At 67.2% G+C, this 16,435-nt stretch carries 15 protein-coding genes; 9 read left to right on the top strand and 6 right to left on the bottom strand.

Going from position 1 to position 16,435, the window contains the following annotated elements:
• The first annotated feature begins 70 nt into the window (after nt 1–70).
• A complete protein-coding gene (locus AC1Q7H_RS24845; protein WP_153953526.1) occupies nt 71–364 on the top strand; it encodes a DUF2917 domain-containing protein in 294 nt (97 codons plus the stop codon).
• Here AC1Q7H_RS24845 and AC1Q7H_RS24840 read toward each other — a convergent pair.
• Nucleotides 333–1,265 (bottom strand): LysR substrate-binding domain-containing protein, encoded by a 933-nt coding sequence (locus tag AC1Q7H_RS24840; RefSeq protein ID WP_492381847.1) that lies wholly within the window; start codon nt 1,263–1,265, stop codon nt 333–335. The genes AC1Q7H_RS24845 and AC1Q7H_RS24840 overlap by 32 nt on opposite strands.
• A gap of 174 nt (nt 1,266–1,439) precedes the next feature.
• Between AC1Q7H_RS24840 and AC1Q7H_RS24835 the strand changes: the two genes are divergently transcribed.
• Complete coding sequence (locus AC1Q7H_RS24835; protein ID WP_492381846.1) at nt 1,440–2,729, top strand: MFS transporter; 1,290 nt, start codon at nt 1,440–1,442, stop codon at nt 2,727–2,729.
• 168 nt (nt 2,730–2,897) lie between these two features.
• On the opposite strand, the gene AC1Q7H_RS24830 is transcribed toward AC1Q7H_RS24835, so the two are convergent.
• The 3 genes from AC1Q7H_RS24830 to AC1Q7H_RS24820 all read right to left on the bottom strand — a co-directional run bounded on the left by AC1Q7H_RS24830 (nt 2,898) and on the right by AC1Q7H_RS24820 (nt 6,477).
• Nucleotides 2,898–4,115 (bottom strand): polysaccharide pyruvyl transferase family protein, encoded by a 1,218-nt coding sequence (locus AC1Q7H_RS24830; protein ID WP_492381845.1) that lies wholly within the window; start codon nt 4,113–4,115, stop codon nt 2,898–2,900.
• 178 nt (nt 4,116–4,293) lie between these two features.
• Nucleotides 4,294–5,496 carry a chromate transporter gene (locus tag AC1Q7H_RS24825; RefSeq protein ID WP_153953528.1) on the bottom strand — a complete coding sequence of 401 codons (1,203 nt, stop codon included), beginning with the start codon at nt 5,494–5,496 and terminating at the stop codon, nt 4,294–4,296.
• Between the two features lie 24 nt (nt 5,497–5,520).
• Nucleotides 5,521–6,477 carry a chromate resistance protein ChrB domain-containing protein gene (locus AC1Q7H_RS24820; protein WP_492381844.1) on the bottom strand — a complete coding sequence of 319 codons (957 nt, stop codon included), beginning with the start codon at nt 6,475–6,477 and terminating at the stop codon, nt 5,521–5,523.
• A 121-nt stretch (nt 6,478–6,598) separates the two neighbouring features.
• On the opposite strand from AC1Q7H_RS24820, the gene AC1Q7H_RS24815 reads away from it, so the two are divergent.
• Together AC1Q7H_RS24815 and AC1Q7H_RS24810 are read left to right on the top strand one after the other, a co-directional pair.
• Entirely contained in the window at nt 6,599–7,099 is a 501-nt protein-coding gene (locus AC1Q7H_RS24815; RefSeq protein WP_228772340.1) for a helix-turn-helix transcriptional regulator, read from the top strand.
• A gap of 81 nt (nt 7,100–7,180) precedes the next feature.
• Nucleotides 7,181–8,050, top strand: coding sequence for a dienelactone hydrolase family protein (locus AC1Q7H_RS24810; RefSeq protein WP_492381843.1), 870 nt, complete (start codon nt 7,181–7,183; stop codon nt 8,048–8,050).
• On the opposite strand, the gene AC1Q7H_RS24805 is transcribed toward AC1Q7H_RS24810, so the two are convergent.
• Entirely contained in the window at nt 7,975–8,985 is a 1,011-nt protein-coding gene (locus AC1Q7H_RS24805; RefSeq protein ID WP_153953530.1) for a tripartite tricarboxylate transporter substrate binding protein, read from the bottom strand. The two genes, AC1Q7H_RS24810 and AC1Q7H_RS24805, sit on opposite strands and share 76 nt — an antisense overlap.
• Nucleotides 8,986–9,011: 26 nt before the next feature.
• Nucleotides 9,012–10,193, bottom strand: a complete 1,182-nt coding sequence (locus AC1Q7H_RS24800; RefSeq protein ID WP_492381842.1) for a M20 aminoacylase family protein — start codon at nt 10,191–10,193, stop codon at nt 9,012–9,014.
• A 155-nt stretch (nt 10,194–10,348) separates the two neighbouring features.
• Between AC1Q7H_RS24800 and AC1Q7H_RS24795 the strand changes: the two genes are divergently transcribed.
• The 5 genes from AC1Q7H_RS24795 to AC1Q7H_RS24775 all read left to right on the top strand — a co-directional run bounded on the left by AC1Q7H_RS24795 (nt 10,349) and on the right by AC1Q7H_RS24775 (nt 16,406).
• A complete protein-coding gene (locus AC1Q7H_RS24795) occupies nt 10,349–11,257 on the top strand; it encodes a LysR family transcriptional regulator (RefSeq protein WP_492381841.1) in 909 nt (302 codons plus the stop codon).
• 150 nt (nt 11,258–11,407) lie between these two features.
• Entirely contained in the window at nt 11,408–13,735 is a 2,328-nt protein-coding gene (locus AC1Q7H_RS24790) for an FdhF/YdeP family oxidoreductase (RefSeq protein ID WP_492381840.1), read from the top strand.
• Between the two features lie 16 nt (nt 13,736–13,751).
• Entirely contained in the window at nt 13,752–14,198 is a 447-nt protein-coding gene (locus AC1Q7H_RS24785; RefSeq protein ID WP_153953532.1) for a phosphate-starvation-inducible protein PsiE, read from the top strand.
• A gap of 157 nt (nt 14,199–14,355) precedes the next feature.
• A complete protein-coding gene (gene fdhD, locus AC1Q7H_RS24780; RefSeq protein WP_153953533.1) occupies nt 14,356–15,201 on the top strand; it encodes a formate dehydrogenase accessory sulfurtransferase FdhD in 846 nt (281 codons plus the stop codon).
• A complete protein-coding gene (locus tag AC1Q7H_RS24775; protein WP_492378055.1) occupies nt 15,195–16,406 on the top strand; it encodes a molybdopterin molybdotransferase MoeA in 1,212 nt (403 codons plus the stop codon). The genes fdhD and AC1Q7H_RS24775 overlap by 7 nt, the downstream gene beginning before the upstream one ends.
• Nucleotides 16,407–16,435 lie beyond the last annotated feature (29 nt).

Genomic DNA, 16,435 nt, shown 5'->3' with positions numbered 1-16,435 from the left:
TGGCCGACGCAATGCTCATGGCAAGCCGCGACGCCGGCTCGCACAATGAAATGGCTCACCGGAGCCTTTCATGCCATACACCCTTTGCCTTGAAGCGGAATGCCTGCGCTTGCGACTGCGGGCCGGCGCGGAACTGGTCTGCCGCGGCGGCAGCCTGTGGCTGACGTTCGAAACACGGGACAGGCCGTCCCCGGACGTCCTGCTCGCACCCGGCGAGCGCTATCAGCTGCATGGTGACGCCGACGTGTTTCTGGCGGCGCTGCACGGCGCCGGCCCCGTGTTATGCGGGATCGAGGCGCCGCCACCCCCGCGCCGTGCCGGCTTCCCCTGGCTCAGGTGGCTACGGGGCTCGCACGTGTCCTGACGGTGTGTGCGGCTTCCTGGTAAATCCACTCGGCTACACACCTGACGTCCTCGCGCGGATCGGCGGAGGCATGGACCAGCCAGTATGCGTTGGGGCTCGGCGGCGCTTGTAGCGCCGTCGGCACGATCACTAGCTGGCCGCCATCGATCAGGGGCCGCACCAGCTCGAGCCGGCCCAGTGCGACGCCCTGTCCCGCCAGCGCCGCGTGGATGACCTGGTCGTACTGATTGAAGCGAAGCACGCCGTGCTGGCTCGCCTGGCGGTAGCTGCGTGGCTCGAGCCAGCTGCGCCATTGCAGCCACGGACGGGGATCGTCGAATTCCAGCAGCGGCAACTGAAGCAGCGCCTCGTCGTGCCGGGCGACCCCGGCCACCAGCGATGGATGGGCAACCGGGGCGATGTTTTCGCCGAACAGGCGCACAGCATCGGGCGGCGCCGCGGCGTCGCGGCAGTAGCGCACGGCGAGGTCGATGCCCTCGGCACGCAAGTCGCTGATACGGTTGCTGGCGGACAGGCGCACATCCAGATGCGGATGCGTCTTCTGCAGGTTCCCCAGCCGCGGCAGCAGCCACAAGCCGGTCACGCCGATGCTGGCGGTGACCGTGACGGCGCGCTGGCCCTCGTTGCGGCGCACTTCGGCTACCACGTCCTGCAGCTGCTGCAGTGCGCTGTCGGCGCTGCGAAACAGCCGTTCGCCCTCGGCAGTGAAGGCCACGCCGCGATGCTTGCGCACGAACAGCGCCACCTTCAGCTGCTCCTCCAGCGCGTGGATCTGCCGGCTTACCGCCGACTGCGTCAGGCACAGGTCGTCCGCTGCCTGCGTAATGCTCATGCGTCGGCCGACAGCGACGAAGCCTTTGAGCAGGTCGAGCGGAAACAGCCGGACAAGCGGGACGGACATGCGGTGGCCTCCTGGCAGATTCGCGATACGCCATTACAGCACGATCCCCGGCCCTCTTGCCATGCGCGGCGCGCATGGCAAAACGACCAAATGATCGTTTGAAGCACGGCGCCCGGGCGGCTGCAATAGAGCCATCGCGCGCCTGCCGGCGCCATTGTCCGACAAGGGGCCGTCATGACTTCTCGCCTGCCGCACACTTGCGCCGCCATCGCCACGCCGCAGTCCGCCACGCCATGGTGGCGGGAGTTGTGGGTGCTCGTGATGGCGGGCGGCCTGCTGATGGGGCTGGCGTTGGGCGTGCGCCATGTGCAGGGTTTGTTCTTGCTGCCCATCATCGCCGAGCGCGGCTGGACCCGCGAGACCTTCGGCTTCGCGATGGCGGTGCAGAACCTGGTCTGGGGGCTGGTGCAGCCCTTCACTGGCATGCTGGCCGACAGGTACGGCTCGTGGAAGGTGATGGCCGGCGGACTGGCGTTATATGCCGCCGGACTTTACGGGATGACACAGGCCGACACGTCACCGGCCTTCGTCTGGTCGGCAGGCGTCTGCATCGGCATTGCGCTGTCCGGCACGACCTTCGGCGTAGTGTATGGCGCGCTGAGCAGAATGGCTGACACCGCGCAGCGCAGCCGCGCACTGGGCCTGGCCGGCGCCGTCGGCGGCATCGCGCAGTTCGCGCTGGTGCCGGCCGCGCAGGGGCTGCTGGTCACATCGGGATGGGCGACCACGCTGCTGATGCTCGCCCTGGCACTGGCCGTGCTGCTGCCGCTTGCGCTGCCGTTCCAGGACCGGATTGCCGCCGCGCCGGCGCCGGCCGCGGACGAGACCAACGCGGCCCGCGGCCAGCCGTCGCTGCTCGGCGCGGTGCGCGAGGCATTCGGTCATTCCGGCTTCTGGCTCCTGAACCTCGGCTTTCTTGCCTGCGGCTTCCAGCTCGCCTTCATCGCCAGCCACCTGCCCGCCTATCTGCTGGATCGTGGCATGCGTCCGGCCGACGGCATGGCCGCGCTCGCCATCATCGCGCTCGCCAATGTGGCCGGCATCTACGTGTTCGGCCTGCTGGGCGGGCGCCACAGCAAGAAATACCTGCTCGCCGGGATCTACCTCGTGCGCACCGCGGCGATGGCGCTGTTCCTGCTGCTGCCGCTGAGCACGCCCACGTTGTACTTGTTCTGCGCGGCGATGGGCTTCCTGTGGCTCGGCACCGTGCCGCTGACCAACGGGATCCTCGCACAGGTGTTCGGCGTGCGCTATCTCGCCACGCTGTTCGGCTTCGTGTTCTTCGGCCACCAGCTGGGCTCGTTCCTCGGCGTATGGCTGGGCGGGCTCGCGTTCGAACTGACGCGCTCGTACGACCCGGTCTGGTTCAGCGCCATGGCGCTGGGCGTACTGGCCGCGGCCTTGCACTTCCCGATCGACGACCGGCAGATTGTCAGGACCGGCCTCGCGCCTGTGCGGTCATGAGTCTGCGCCGCGGACCGGCGCTCGGCATATGGCTGTCGGTACTCGGCCTGGCGGGCCTGTGCATGGTGGCACTGACATCTTGGCTCGACCCGACTTTTGCGCTGGCGTGGGTACAGCTGATGGCGATGTGCCGATAGCAGTCGCCATGCCCCGCGGGACTCGATCGTGCTAGTTCTCCTGAACCAACTGGAATGCGGTCCTGCAGGCCTTGGCCCATTCCCTAGCCAATTCCCTACGCTGCGCGGTCCGGGACGCCATCGCTTCGTCCAGGCCGGCCGCAAGATCCTGCACGGTGACCGCGGCCGGCGCCCCGGCCGCGCCCCAGGCCGCGGCAAAGGCGATTTGCTTGCTGGTCCCAGGGTGTTGTGCGGCCCGGAGCAGGCCAAGCCATGGCAGGAAAAATGCGCCGGCGACAATGCCGCCGTGCAGGCTGCTGCCGACAAAACCCTGGCTGTGCGCAATCAGCGCACAGATATCCCACAGGTTGAGCGAGTCGAACAGGACCACAGGCGTGCCGCGCAGCCGTGCCGCCAGGCGCTGGTAGCAGGCCAGGTCGTCGTGCCAGGGCGCGGCGCCGGCGCGAAACAGCACCAGGCCCAGGGTCCTGGTCCGGGCGATACGTTCGAGCTGGGCCGCCAGCTGTGAAAGGGTATCGTCGTCGCCAAAATCCGCGCTGAACTGCACGGCCAGGTATCCGGCAGGGAACCCTGACACGATGCGGGCGCACTCGCCCTGGCGGGCGCGCCGGCGGATGCAGTCGCCGAACAGCTCGGCCACCAGCACGGCCGGATCAGGCTCCGGGCGGCAGTCAATGCCGTTCTCCGCGAGTATGGCCCGGGTCTGATGGTCTCGTATCCCGACGCTGGTGGCGGCCCCGAGCTTGGCCACCACCTCGGCCCGCATGGCAGGCTCAACCGATCCAAGTTCAATGCCGCCGGCGGCGTGGACAATGACACGCCGGACATTGGCAAAGATGCCGGCCGGCAACAGGTAGGGGACCCGGTCCCGTACGCCCAACTGCGCCTGGGCCCAGACCGTCCGCTCGTGCGGCCGGGCATCGAGCAGCGCCACCACCGCCCGGGCCTGCTCGGGAGGCTGCAGCATCACGGCCGCCTCCCAGAGCGAGCAGGTCAGGGTTTCGCCACCCACATGGATGACATCGACGGCGCTGTCGCCCACGGTGGCTGCCAGCCGCGCCAGGGTGTGGACCCGATGGCCGCCATGGATTCTCAGGTTGCGCTCGGCCAGGCCCCCGTAGAACGGGTTGGCCTGCCCGATCAGGCTTCGCACCACATGCGGCAGCAGCAGGTCACCGAAGTTGTGGCGATCGAAAGCGCCAAACAGGATCGTGGGGAAGCCGGTGGTTCCTGACCGGGAGGCTGGCATGGCGTTCGGCAAAAAAGTTGGCGCCCACGGGGTTCTCAGATCCGCATCGGGACGCCTCCTCCGTAGGATTAGATTCCCCAAAGCCGCCCATCGCAAGTAGCTTCGGCCACCAGGGCAGTGGGCCGGTTGCGCGCCCGAGACCGCAAAGCGATCTCATAGACTCGGCGCGGCACTCCCCTCAATGATGCATGAGCGGATAGACCACCAGGCCGATCAGCGCGGCGCCGGCCACGATCACGGGTTCGGGCAGCTTCTTGAATTTGAGCAGCAGCGCCACCGTGCAAAGCGCCAGCAGCACCGTCGGCACATCCACGATCGAACGCCTGGCCAGCACGATCACCGCGCCGGTGATGGCTCCCACCGCGGCAGCGGTCACGCCATCGACAAAGGCTAGGATGGCGGGCAGCTTGCCGTATTTCTTGAAGTAGGGGGCCGGCAGGACGGTGAACAGGTAGCACGGCAGGAAGGTGGCCAGCGCCGCAACCGACGCGCCCGGAAAGCCGGCCACCAGGTAGCCGATAAAGCCAACGGTGATCACCACGGGGCCGGGCGTGATCATGGCCACCGCCACGGCATCCACGAACTGCTTGTCATTGAGCCAATGGAAGTCGGTGACCACGCTGCCGTACAGGAACGGCACAATGGCCAGCCCCGAGCCGAACACAAATGCGCCCGCCTTGGCAAAGAACACGGCAATCTGCGCCAGCAGGGGCCAGTCAATGGCGCCGGCCACGCCGCCGGCCAGGGGCAGCTGTGTCGCCGCGGCCGCGTGCAGGCCGCCCTGGCGCAGCCATTTGGGCGGGGCGCGCCAGAACCACACCAGCAGCCCGGCCGCGAGGAACATCCACGCGATTTCGGATTCGGTGACCACCGTGACCGCGGCAAGTACCAGGTAGATCGCCCACAGCAGGCGGTCCTTGCCCACGCTCTTGGTGGTGAGCTTGTACGCGCTGATCGCAATGATGCCGATCACCGCGGCCCCGACGCCGTAGAACACGGACTGCATCCACGTCAGGCCGCCAAAGCGCACATAGGCCCAGCCCAGCGCCAGCACCATCAGGAATGACGGCAGCACGAACGCGATCCCGACCAGCGTCGCGCCCGCGATCCGGTAATGGACATAGCCCAGGTAGATGGCCAGTTGCGCGGCCAGCGGGCCAGGTGCCAGCTGTGCCAGGGCCAGCCCCTCCTTGTAGTCGGCGTCGGTGATCCACTGGCGCCGGTCTACCAGGTCGCGATGCATATAGCCGGCCAGTGCCACCGGACCGCCGAAGCCGAGCGTGCCCAGGCGCAGCATGTAGCCGACCAGCTGCCAGAGGGTGTAGTGCGGCCGTTCCGTGAGTGCGGCCGGAGGGGTTGGGGCCTGCGAGACGTTGCTCATGTCGTGGACCTCAGGGGCATGGTGCTATCGCTTTCCGGAAAAATGCACATAAAGGGAATCCAGGGTACGGCCGATTTCGGCCAGCAGTGCGTCGTCATCCGCCAGGTGCTCGCGCGCGCCGGCAAGTACGGCTTCGAAGCCGCTGGCTTCGGGCACCTGGGCCCCGCCGATATCCAGGGCGTGGACCATGCTGGCCAGGCGGGCCAGTCCGCGGTCGGCGTCCAGCCCGAAGCTGGCCAGCAGCACCTCAAATGAAACCTTGTTGCCCACATGCGTGAAGGCGGCGCCGTCGAAGTCGAAACCCAGCGCGTCATGCGGGCAGTCCGCGGGATGCTCCAGCCACAGGAAGCGCGCATGCGGGTCAATAAAACGCTGGATCAGCCACGCGCAGGCAACCCGGTCCACCCACAGGTGGCGCCGCGTTGCCCAGTCGCGCCCCTGGTATTGGGCAGGATCCCGGCGCGGGATGCCGCCGCTTGCAGGCTGGGGCTCGCCTGGCGAGCGCAGGGTTTCGACCGCACTGTTGAAGTCCCGCCATTGCAAGGCGGCGTTGGCCGAGGCGTCGTTGGGGAAAAAGTCGGTCCCGGCGATGGCATCAAAGGCACGGCCGTGCCGGCGCAGCAGGCGGGCGATCCCGGCTTCATCCTGGCCGGACAAGCTCTTGCGGTCCTCGGAGAGGGCGGCCAGCCAGCCGGCGTAGTCGGCCGTGCGGTCAAACAGTGTCCGGTAGGCGTGAGCCTCCGCCGGATCTTGCGCGCGCACGTTCAGCAGCCAGGCCTGGCCGCCTTCCTGGATGGTTTCATCGGCCAGGTCGCGCAGTTGAGCGCTTTGCGCGCTTGCCGTCGGCAACAGATAGGCGCCGTCGCGCAATGCAGCGCAGCCTAGTGCCTTGAGGGCTCGCCAGATGCGCATCCGGGCAGTAGCGCCCTTGGTTGGCAGGCTGATGACGAGGAGGGTCCACAGTTCCGGAGCTGGTTCCATGGGCCGATACTAAGTATTTGTAGAGTGTTGATCAACTATGTAGCGATATCTACAAATTCATCTGTGAGTGCCTTTATCACAAGGCGCGCCGCGGCGGCCACACCGTCAACTAGCGCCGGTAGTGCTATTAAATGCCCTGGCCGGATACCTTGGGGATGGCGCGGCCCACGCGCTCAGCGCCGACCTGAGCGCCGCCTGGACGCCGGCGCGGATTGCCTGCCAGCTGGACGCGTGGTTGCTGCAGCGCATGACGGCTATCCGGCCGCCTGCGGAACTGGCGACGATCAGGGCGGCGCATGCGCTGCTGCGCCAGGGACGGCAGGTGCAGGAAGTCGCCAGCCTGACCGCCGTCAACCGGCGCCAGCTGAACCGCTGGTTCGAGCGGCACCTCGGCCTTGGCCCCAAGCAGTTGATGGACCTGGAGCGATTGCAGTTCAGCATCCAGGCCGTGCAACGCGGCGAGGGCGACGCGCTGTCGGGCTATAGCGATCAGCCGCATAAGATCCGGAGCTGGCGACGGCGCCTGGCCCAGACGCCGGGCGACTATGCGCGCAACGGGCCATCGCCGCTTGCCGAGTACTTCGGACGCCTGCCAGACGATGCCCCGGCCTTCTATCTCTGACGACGCAAGCACCTGGCGTCCCAAACGTTCAATACAGCGCTCCCAGCCTGCCGCATGCTGGCGGCTCGAAAGAAGCATGCTATGGACGCCGGGAAACTGCCGCTGGAACGATCGTTGGTCGAGTACACGGATGGCACGACTGTCTTCGAAGGGTATGTAGCGCGGCCCGCCGGGCTGGCGCAACGCACGCCGTGCGTGCTGCTGGCCCATGAATGGAGTGGACTCAACGCCGCGATGCGCCGCTGCGCCGACCAGCTCGCGGCACTGGGCTACATCGGCTTTGCCGCAGACGTGTACGGCAAGGGCGTCCGTGGTGACGAGCTGGGAGACAACGCGCATCTCATGGGCCCGATGATGGCCGATCGCCGCCTGTTTCGCCGGCGCCTGTTGGCCGGGTTCGATGCGGCCACCAGGTTTCCCGGAGTCGATGCGCACCGGATGGCCGCGCTCGGGCATTGCTTCGGCGCCCTGTGCGCCCCGGATCTGGCGCGCGCGGCCCCGCCAAACCTTCTGGCTACCGTCAGCTTTCACGGGGTGCTCCACGCGCCGCGGATCGGCCCGCAAGCACCCATCACCTCCAGCATCCTGCTACTGCATGGTTGGGAAGACCCGGTCGCGCCGACGAACGACGTTCTCGGCATTGCAGGGGAACTGACCGGCGCCGGCGCGGACTGGCAGCTACATGCCTATGGCCATGCCCGGCACGCATTCACGTTCGAGGGGCGAATCTTCCGGAACGTGGCATTGCCTATGATGCGGCGGCGGACCGCCGGTCCTGGGCGGCAATGCAGGCCTTCCTGGCCGAACGGCTTGCCCCAGGTGTGTCACCCAAGGCAGCCTGACCGGCCAGCTCAGGCGCCTGCTGCGACAAGCCTTCAGGACGCGTTGGTCTTGCGGCCCACGTTCCGGATCAGTTGTGTGACACGTCCCAGGTACTGGTCGAAGACCTGATTCGCCTGCTCCTGGCTGTCGATCGGCTGTGCGACCGTACGTCCCTCGGCTTCCAGCTTGGCCCGGATCTCGGGCTTGGCAAGGGCTTCGCCAATCGCCTTGCGCAGTACCGCCACCCGGCTCGCGGGCGTGCCCTGCCTGACGAAGTAGCCGCCGCCGATCGAGTACTCGAAGTCGGGCACCATCCGGCTTTGCGAGATCAGCGGAATATGCTTGAGTGCCGGGGGCAGAGCCCTGGCGAAGCTGCTTAGCACCTTCAGCCGGCCCTGTTGCTGCATGCTGTCGAAACTGGACTGGTAAGGCAGGATGGCAAAGTCGACCTCACCGCCGGCAAGGCCCTGCAGCGCCGGTGCGCCGCCCTTGTACGGCACGTGCAGGAAGGGCACGCCGAGCCGGGCAGCGAGGGCATCGCCCATGAGGTGATAGATGGAGTCGATGCCGACCGTGGCGTAGGTCAGCGGTTTTCCCTTGCTTTGCTTCGCATAGTCCAGGAACTTGTCCAGGGCATCGACGGCAATGCCGTTCCTGACGAGCAGCACGATGTTGGCGTCGCTGATGGGTGCGGCCAGCTGGAAGTCCTGCGGCTTGTAGCGCGCCGCCGGGTTGAGCATGGGGGCCAGGAAGACCTCGTTGATCGACCCGTGGAAGAAGGTGTAGCCATCAGCCGGTGCGCCCAGCACCTTGTTGGCGCCGATCAGCCCAGTACCGCCACCGTAGTTCTCGACGATCACCTGCTGCCTGACGCTCTTGCCGATGGATTCCCCGAAGATGCGGGCAGAAGTGTCGCTGGCACCGCCGGCCGGGTAGGGGACCACCAGGGACAGCGACTTGGCGGGAAAGTTGTCTGCGGCAAAGGCCGGCAGGCCGGCCAGCACGGAGGTGCCGGCGGAAAGACCGGCGTATTGAAGGAAGCGGCGGCGGTTCAGTGAAGCCATGGCGGATGTCCCCGGGGAATTGTTGTTCAAACCAGATAGCTTTGCGTCAGGTGTGCCCAGAATGCGGCACCGACAGGCAGAGCCTTGTCATTGAAGTCGTACAGGGGGTTGTGGACCATGCAACCGCCATCTTCGCCCAGGCCGTTGCCAAGCCGGATGTAGGCACCGGGCCGGTGCTCCAGCATGTAGGCGAAGTCCTCGCTGCCCATCACCGGCGGGCGCTCGACCACGTTGTCCGCGCCCACCAGCCGGATCGCGGCCTGGCGCGCGCGCTCGGTCTGCGCGTCGTGGTTGACCAGCACCGGGTACATGCGTTCGTAGACGACCTCGGATTGCAGCCGGAAGCTCTGGGCCTGGGCGGCGACAAATTCGCTGATGCGCGCCTCGACCAGCGTGCGCACCTGCGGGTCCAGCGTGCGCACGCCGATCTTGATCGTTGCGCTATCGGGCACGACGTTGTAGGTGGTGCCGGCCTGGATGGAGCCCACGGTAATGACCGCCGACTTGAGCGCATCGATCTCGCGGCTGACGATCGATTGCAGGCCCAGCACGATGCTGGCGGCGCACTGCATGGCGTCGATGCCATGATGGGGCATGGCGCCATGGGCGCCGCGGCCGCGCAGCGTGACCGTGGCGCGGTCGAACGAGGCCATGGCAGGGCCGGCGATGACCCCGATCTGGCCGACCGGCAGGCCCGGGGAATTGTGCAGCGCATAGATTTCGTCGCAGGGGAATTGCTCGAACAGCCCATCTTCCAACATGCGCAGCGCACCGCCTTCGTTCTCTTCGGCCGGCTGGAAGATCAGGTTCAGCGTGCCATTGAAATCGGCGGACTCGGCCAGGTACCTGGCGGCGCACAGCAGGATCGCCGTGTGCCCGTCATGGCCGCAGGCGTGCATCTTGCCGGCGATGGTGCTGGCGTAGTCCAGGCCGGTCTTCTCCTGGATCGGCAGCGCGTCCATGTCGGCGCGGATGCCCAGCGCCTTGCTGCCTTGCCCCTTCCTGAGCCTGCCCACGACACCGGTGGTGCCCATGCCACGATGCACTTCGTAGCCCCATGCCGCCAGCCGCCCGGCGACCAGATCGCTGGTCCGGCGCTCTTCAAAGGCCAGTTCGGGGTGTGCATGGATCTTTCGGCGGATCTCAACGAACTCCGGCGACAGGGTCTGGATGGATTGGTGCAGATCGGCAAGCGGGGCCTGGTTCATGGCGGTATCGGAGCGTGGTCGTCCACCGCATTCTCCACGCATGCGCTTGCCGAAACCATGACAATGGTAAGAGCGAAACGTTGCATAATTTGCAACATTAGAAGAATCCGCGCGCTGCCGTCCTGGGCCGGCGCCGCGAGCCAGAGGAGGAAGACATGGAAGATGTGCTGGACCGCAAGCGCGCGCTGTGCCTGTTGCAGATCATCGAGACCGGCACTGTGCGCGGCGCGGCCGAGGTGCTTGAGTTGGATCCGTCGGTGGTGAGCCGCGCCGTGGCGAAACTGGAGCAGGATACCGGGCTGACTTTGCTTGAGCGGCGCGGGCGGGGTGTTGTCGCCACCGATGCCGGGCGCCTGCTGGCGCTGTTTGCCCGGCGCCAGCAGGACCTGAACGATACCTTCCTTGCCGAGGTCAACAACCTGAAGAATGCCCGGCGTGGCCACGTGGAGCTGGTCTTTGGCGAAGGCTTCGTCGACCTGGTGCTAGAGCCCGTGCTGCAGGGCTTCCTGCGCAAGCATCCCGACGTGAGCTGCAGCATCCAGGTGGCCGGCACCGATGAAACGGTGCGGCATATCCTGGAGGACCTGGCGCATATCGGCTTTGTCTTTCAGCCGCCCGACGATGTGCGCCTGCGCTCGCACTATTCAAGGCTGTCGCCGATCCGCGTGCATGTGCACAAGGACCATCCGTTGGCGCGCAGGCGCCGCGCGCTGACGCTCGCGGACCTGGCGCCGCACCAGGGAGCGGCGCTGACGGAATCGTTCGGTGTGCGCAAGCATATCCAGGCGGCGGAGCTGGACGAGCACGTCACCCTGAAGCCGATGCTTGTGACCAACTCGTTCAAGGTGCTGTGGGAATATGCAGCGATGGGGCTGGGCTACATCATGACGGCACGCTCGGTGGCGCTGAAGGAGCCGCAGTTCAGGCAGCTGGTGTCATTGCCGCTGGCCAATCCCATCCTGAACAATAGCCGCATCCACATCATCACCCGGACCGGCCGGCACCTGTCGCCGGTGGCTGACAGCTTGCTGCAGCACCTGGTGAAGGCGTTCCCGCTGGTCTGAAGCAACTGTGCTCCCCGGGGGAGCGCCTGTTTGTATGTACCCGTGGGCACCCGGGAAATCTAATCTGGTGACACCGCAACGATCCGGCCCCCTTCGATAAGCAGCGCAGGCCGCCGGACAGCGCCCCCGTCGTTACAGGACACCACGCCAATGAGCTCCCCGACCCCTGAAAAAGGCCACATCGCCCCCTACACCCACCCCGCTGCCGGCTGGGGTGCGCTGAAGTACGTTGCCATCAACCTGATCAAGGAGAAGGTTGCCGGAGGCAAGTACAAGATGCTGTTCAAGCAGAACCAGGCCGATGGCTTCGACTGCCCCGGCTGTGCCTGGCCGGACCGGCAGCACGCCTCCACCTTTGAATTCTGCGAGAACGGCGTCAAGGCCGTGGCCGCCGAATCCACCAGCATGCGCGTGACCCCTGAGTTCTTTGCGCAGCACACGGTGACGTCGCTGATGGCGCAGACCGATTATGAGCTGGAGCAGCACGGGCGGCTGACGCACCCCATGGTCTATGACGCGCAGACCGACAAGTACCGTGCGATCGCCTGGGACGAGGCCTTTGCGCTGATCGGGCGCCACCTGCGCGCGCTGCCGGACCCGAACCAGGCCGCATTCTATACGTCGGGGCGCGCCAGCAACGAGGCCGCCTTCCTCTACCAGCTGTTCGTGCGAGCCTATGGCACCAACAACTTCCCCGACTGCTCGAACATGTGCCACGAGGCCACCAGCCGGGGCCTGCCGCCGACCATCGGCGTGGGCAAGGCCACCGTGGTGCTGGATGATTTCGAGCATGCCGACACCATCCTGCTGTTCGGCCACAACGCGGCCACCAACCATCCGCGCATGCTGGGCGAGCTGCGCGAGTGCGCGCGGCGCGGCGCCGCCATTGTGTCGATCAACCCGCTGCGCGAACGCGGGGTGGAGCGCTTTACCAGCCCGCAGCACCCGGTGGAGATGCTCACCGGCTCCAGCACCAAGATCGCCTCGATGTTCGTGCAGCCCAAGCTGGGCGGCGACTTTGCGTTGATCAAGGGCATGGCCAAGCGCCTGGACGAACTCGACGAAGAGGCCATCCGGCACGGCCGCGAGCGCCTGATCGACGTGGATTTCGTGCGCGAGCACACCATCGGCTTCGGCGACTTCATCGAAGACCTGCGCGCGGAAAGCTGGGCCGACATCGTCGCCGAGTCGGGCGTGTCGCAGGAAGATATCGATGCGCTGACCCAGGTCTACGCCAGGGGCAAGCGCGTGATCGCCTGCTGGGGCATGGGCCTGACGCAGCATAAGCACTCCGTGCCGACGGTGCAGATCCTGTCCAACCTGATGATGATGCGCGGGAACATCGGGCGCCCCGGTGCGGGGCTGCTGCCGGTGCGCGGGCATTCGAACGTGCAGGGCGACCGCACGGTGGGTATCGAAGAGAAGCCTGAGCAGGAATTCCTGGACCGCCTGCAGGCCGCCTTCGGCTTCGAGCCGCCGCGCAAGCACGGGTATGACGTGGTCCACACCATCTCGGCGATGCTCGAGGGCAAGGTCAAGGTCTTTGTCGGCCTGGGCGGCAATTTCTCCACCGCCACGCCGGATACGCCGCGCACCTTCGAGGCCCTGCGCCAGTGCGACCTGACCGTAAATATCGCCACCAAGCTCAACCGCAGCCACCTGGTGCACGGCAAGGAGTCGCTGATCCTGCCGACGCTGGGCCGCACCGAGATCGACCAGCAGGACGGCGTGGCGCAGGGCGTGACGGTCGAGGACTCGGTCTGCATGGTCCATATCTCCTTCGGCATGAACGCGCCGGCGTCGCCGCACCTGTTGTCGGAGATTGCCATCGTCGCGCACATGGCGGCCGCCACGCTGGGCTCGCAGAAGATCGACTGGCTCTGGTATGCGCAGGACTATGCCCGCATCCGCGACGCCATCGAGCAGGTGATCGACGGATTCGAGAGCTACAACGAGCGCGTGGCGGTGCCGGGCGGGTTCCACCTGACGCCGGCGGCATGCAACCGGGTCTGGCATACGCCGTCGGGCAAGGCGCAGTTCCTGGTCAACCGCATCGAAAAGGACACCCCCATCAGCCGGGCCCGCCAGAAGTATGGCGACAAGCTGATGGTGATGATGACCACGCGCTCGCACGACCAGTACAACACCACGATCTATGGCCTGGACGACCGCTACCGCGGCGTGTTCGGCCTGCGCCGGGTGGTCTTCATCAGCCCCGCTGACCTGGCGCGGCTTGGCCTGAAGGCGGGCCAGCACGTGGACATCACCAGTGTCTGGGACGACGGCGTGCAGCGCCAGGTCGAGGACTTCGTGCTGGTCGAATACGACATCCCGCAAGGCTGCCTGGGGGCGTACTACCCCGAGACCAATCCGCTGGTGCCGCTGGAAAGCACTGGCGATGGCTGCGGCACGCCCACGTCGAAGTCGGTGCCGGTGTTGCTGACCCCGTCCCGTCGGCAGCCCGCGGCGGCGGCCTGACCGCGCCAGCACAGCCATGAACATGGACAAAAGCCCCGGCGCCCGGCCGGGCCAGAGCCGCGTGCGCGCCCGGGTGGAATCCTTCCTGGGCATGGTGGAACTGGCTGGCCTGGTCGTGATCGGCCTGGCCACGACCTTTGCCATGGCACAGGAAGGCTGGAAGGTCGCGGCCATGGGGGTCTTCTCGATCACCGACCTGCTGCTGATGTTCCTGTACCTGGAGGTGCTGGCGATGGTGGTGCGCTACCTGAGGCTGGGCCAGCTGCCCGTGCGCTTCCCCTTGTACATCGCGATGGTGTCGCTGGCGCGCGACCTGATCCTGCGCTTCAACGAGTCCACCGAGTTCCACATGCTGGCCTTGTGCGCGGGCGTGGTCATGCTGGCCTTCGGCGTGCTGATCCTGCGCTACGGGCAATACCGCTTCCCCAGCAACGACGACAGGGAAGCCGGCGCCGGCGAGTGAAGCCCGAAGCGCGACGGCATCTGTAGATGCCGGCGATCGGCGCAACTGTACGCCTCGTACGGGGCGGTCCGCGCCTACCATCATTCCCAACAGACCCGATCACTCCCGACCAGCGCCGGCCTTGTGCCGGCGCGGCATCCATCTTGGCGAGACCCCCATGCAATGCACCGAACTGGTTGAACACTCAGGCTATGAAGCGCGCAGCATCGTGCGGCACAAGAACTGCGTGGTGCAGCCGGCCACGGACAACGTGGCGGAAGAGCTCCCGGTGGCGCTGGTGTACAACGGCATCTCGCACGCCGTGATGATGGCCACGCCGCTGGACCTGGAGGCATTCGCGGTCGGCTTCTCGCTGACCGAGGGCATCGTCGGGCGCAATGCGGAGATCCACGACCTGGAAGTGCGCGTGCACGCGCACGGCGCCGAGGTACAGATGGAGATCAGCGAACACGCCTTTGCCACCATGCGGGCCCGCCGGCGCGCGCTGGCGGGGCGCACCGGCTGCGGCGTCTGCGGCATCGAGAGCATCGAGCTGCTCGACCTGGAGCCCGCGCGCATGCCCGAGCCGGCCACCCGGCTGACGCCGTCGCGCGAGATGATCGAGCGCGCCGTCGCGGCGCTGCCGTCGCACCAGCGGCTGATGCAGGCTACCGGGGGCGTCCACGCCGCGGCCTGGTGCGGTGCGGGCGGCGAGATCCTGCATGTGTTCGAGGATGTGGGCCGCCACAACGGCCTGGACAAGCTGATCGGCCACCTGGCGATGCAGCGCATGGCGATGGACGACGGCTTCGTGCTGCTGTCCAGCCGCGCCAGCTATGAACTGGTGCGCAAGGTGGCGCGCATGAATATCCAGATGCTGGCGACGATCTCGGCGCCGACCTCGCTGGCGATCCGCATCGCCGAGCAGGCCGGCCTGCGCCTGCTCAGCTTCTGCCGCCAGGATGGTTATGTCGACTATACCGGCGCCGCATTGGACGCCAGCCGCGGAGACGCAGCATGCTGAACTTTGACGAGGCGCAGGCGGTCTTCGCGATGTGCGCGGAGCCCGTGCGGCAGACCGAAACCGTGTGGCTGGGCTTGCTGACTGGCCGCGTGCTGGCCGGCGACGTGGCCGCGGTCATGGATACGCCCGCGGCGGACCGCAGCGCCATGGACGGCTATGCGGTGCGCTGCGAAGACTGTCGCGAGGGCGCCTGCCTGCCGCTGCAGCAGGTCGTCTTCGCCGGCACGCAGCCGCAGCCGCTGTTGCCCGGCCAGGCCATCCGCATCTACACCGGCGGCGTGATCCCGCCCGGCGCCAATGCCGTGGTCGCGCTGGAAGATGCCGAAGAGACCTATCGCGGTGTGGTCTGCGCGCGCGCACCCGTGGCGGGCCAGCATATCCGGCGCAAGGGCGAGGACGCCCGCCGGGGCGACCTGTTGCTGTCGGCAGGAACCCTGCTGCATGCGGGGCATATTGCCGCGCTGGCGTCGCAGGGACTGACAGAGGCCACGGTCTGCCGGCTGGTGGAGGTGGCTATCCTGACCTCGGGCGACGAGGTGGCGGCGCACGACGAGCCGCGCGACGTGTATCAGGTGCATGACGTCAATGGCCCGATGCTCGAGTCGCTGGTGCAGTCGATGGGCGCCGTGGTCAGTTGCCACCGCCACGTGCAGGACGACGAGCGCGCCTTGCACGACATGCTGCGGGAACTTGCCGCCGACGCCGACCTGGTGCTGGTCACCGGCGGTGCCTCGGTCGGCCAGCGCGACCTGGTCGCGGCGGCGCTGGCTTCGGCGGGCGGCGAGCTGCTTTGCCGTGGCGTCAACATGAAGCCCGGCAAGCCGGTCACGGTGGGGCGCCTGCGCGGCAAGCCCGTGGTGTGCCTGCCGGGAAATCCGGCGGCAGCTTATGCCACCTTCGCGCTGCTGGTGACGCCGCTGCTGCGCCGCCTGCAGGGGCGCGCCGAGCTGTTCCCACCGGTAGGCCGGGTCAGGGCGGCGCTGGCCGGCACGCGCCCGCACCGGGGCGATGCCTTCTGGCGCGTGGGCGAAATCGGCAACCTCGGCGGCCGCGAGAGTTTCGTGCAGGTCAATGCACAGCAGGGCGCCGCCTCGGTGTCGGCGCTCGGCCAGGCCAGCGGCTTTGTGCGGGTCGAACCCCAATGTGCCGGACAGCTCCAAAATGTGCCCCTGCCGTACTATGATCTCCATCGTTGGCTCAGCTGACGGCGGCCCGGCAAGGTGGCCGGTCCGGG

Source organism: Cupriavidus sp. GW823-FHT06D04, assembly GCF_058795055.1.
This window is presented reverse-complemented; position numbering and strand designations above follow the sequence as displayed.

Bases quoted from the DNA above. Each gene is read 5' to 3' on its own strand.
- AC1Q7H_RS24835 (WP_492381846.1), top strand. From the start codon at position 1,440: ATGACTTCTCGCCTGCCGCACACTTGCGCCGCCATCGCCACGCCGCAG.
- AC1Q7H_RS24820 (WP_492381844.1), bottom strand. From the start codon at position 6,477: ATGGAACCAGCTCCGGAACTGTGGACCCTCCTCGTCATCAGCCTGCCA.
- AC1Q7H_RS24790 (WP_492381840.1), top strand. From the start codon at position 11,408: ATGAGCTCCCCGACCCCTGAAAAAGGCCACATCGCCCCCTACACCCAC.
- AC1Q7H_RS24810 (WP_492381843.1), top strand. From the start codon at position 7,181: ATGGACGCCGGGAAACTGCCGCTGGAACGATCGTTGGTCGAGTACACG.
- fdhD (WP_153953533.1), top strand. From the start codon at position 14,356: ATGCAATGCACCGAACTGGTTGAACACTCAGGCTATGAAGCGCGCAGC.
- AC1Q7H_RS24825 (WP_153953528.1), bottom strand. From the start codon at position 5,496: ATGAGCAACGTCTCGCAGGCCCCAACCCCTCCGGCCGCACTCACGGAA.
- AC1Q7H_RS24845 (WP_153953526.1), top strand. From the start codon at position 71: ATGCCATACACCCTTTGCCTTGAAGCGGAATGCCTGCGCTTGCGACTG.
- AC1Q7H_RS24795 (WP_492381841.1), top strand. From the start codon at position 10,349: ATGGAAGATGTGCTGGACCGCAAGCGCGCGCTGTGCCTGTTGCAGATC.
- AC1Q7H_RS24800 (WP_492381842.1), bottom strand. From the start codon at position 10,193: ATGAACCAGGCCCCGCTTGCCGATCTGCACCAATCCATCCAGACCCTG.
- AC1Q7H_RS24775 (WP_492378055.1), top strand. From the start codon at position 15,195: ATGCTGAACTTTGACGAGGCGCAGGCGGTCTTCGCGATGTGCGCGGAG.
- AC1Q7H_RS24785 (WP_153953532.1), top strand. From the start codon at position 13,752: ATGAACATGGACAAAAGCCCCGGCGCCCGGCCGGGCCAGAGCCGCGTG.
- AC1Q7H_RS24840 (WP_492381847.1), bottom strand. From the start codon at position 1,265: ATGTCCGTCCCGCTTGTCCGGCTGTTTCCGCTCGACCTGCTCAAAGGC.
- AC1Q7H_RS24805 (WP_153953530.1), bottom strand. From the start codon at position 8,985: ATGGCTTCACTGAACCGCCGCCGCTTCCTTCAATACGCCGGTCTTTCC.
- AC1Q7H_RS24830 (WP_492381845.1), bottom strand. From the start codon at position 4,115: ATGCCAGCCTCCCGGTCAGGAACCACCGGCTTCCCCACGATCCTGTTT.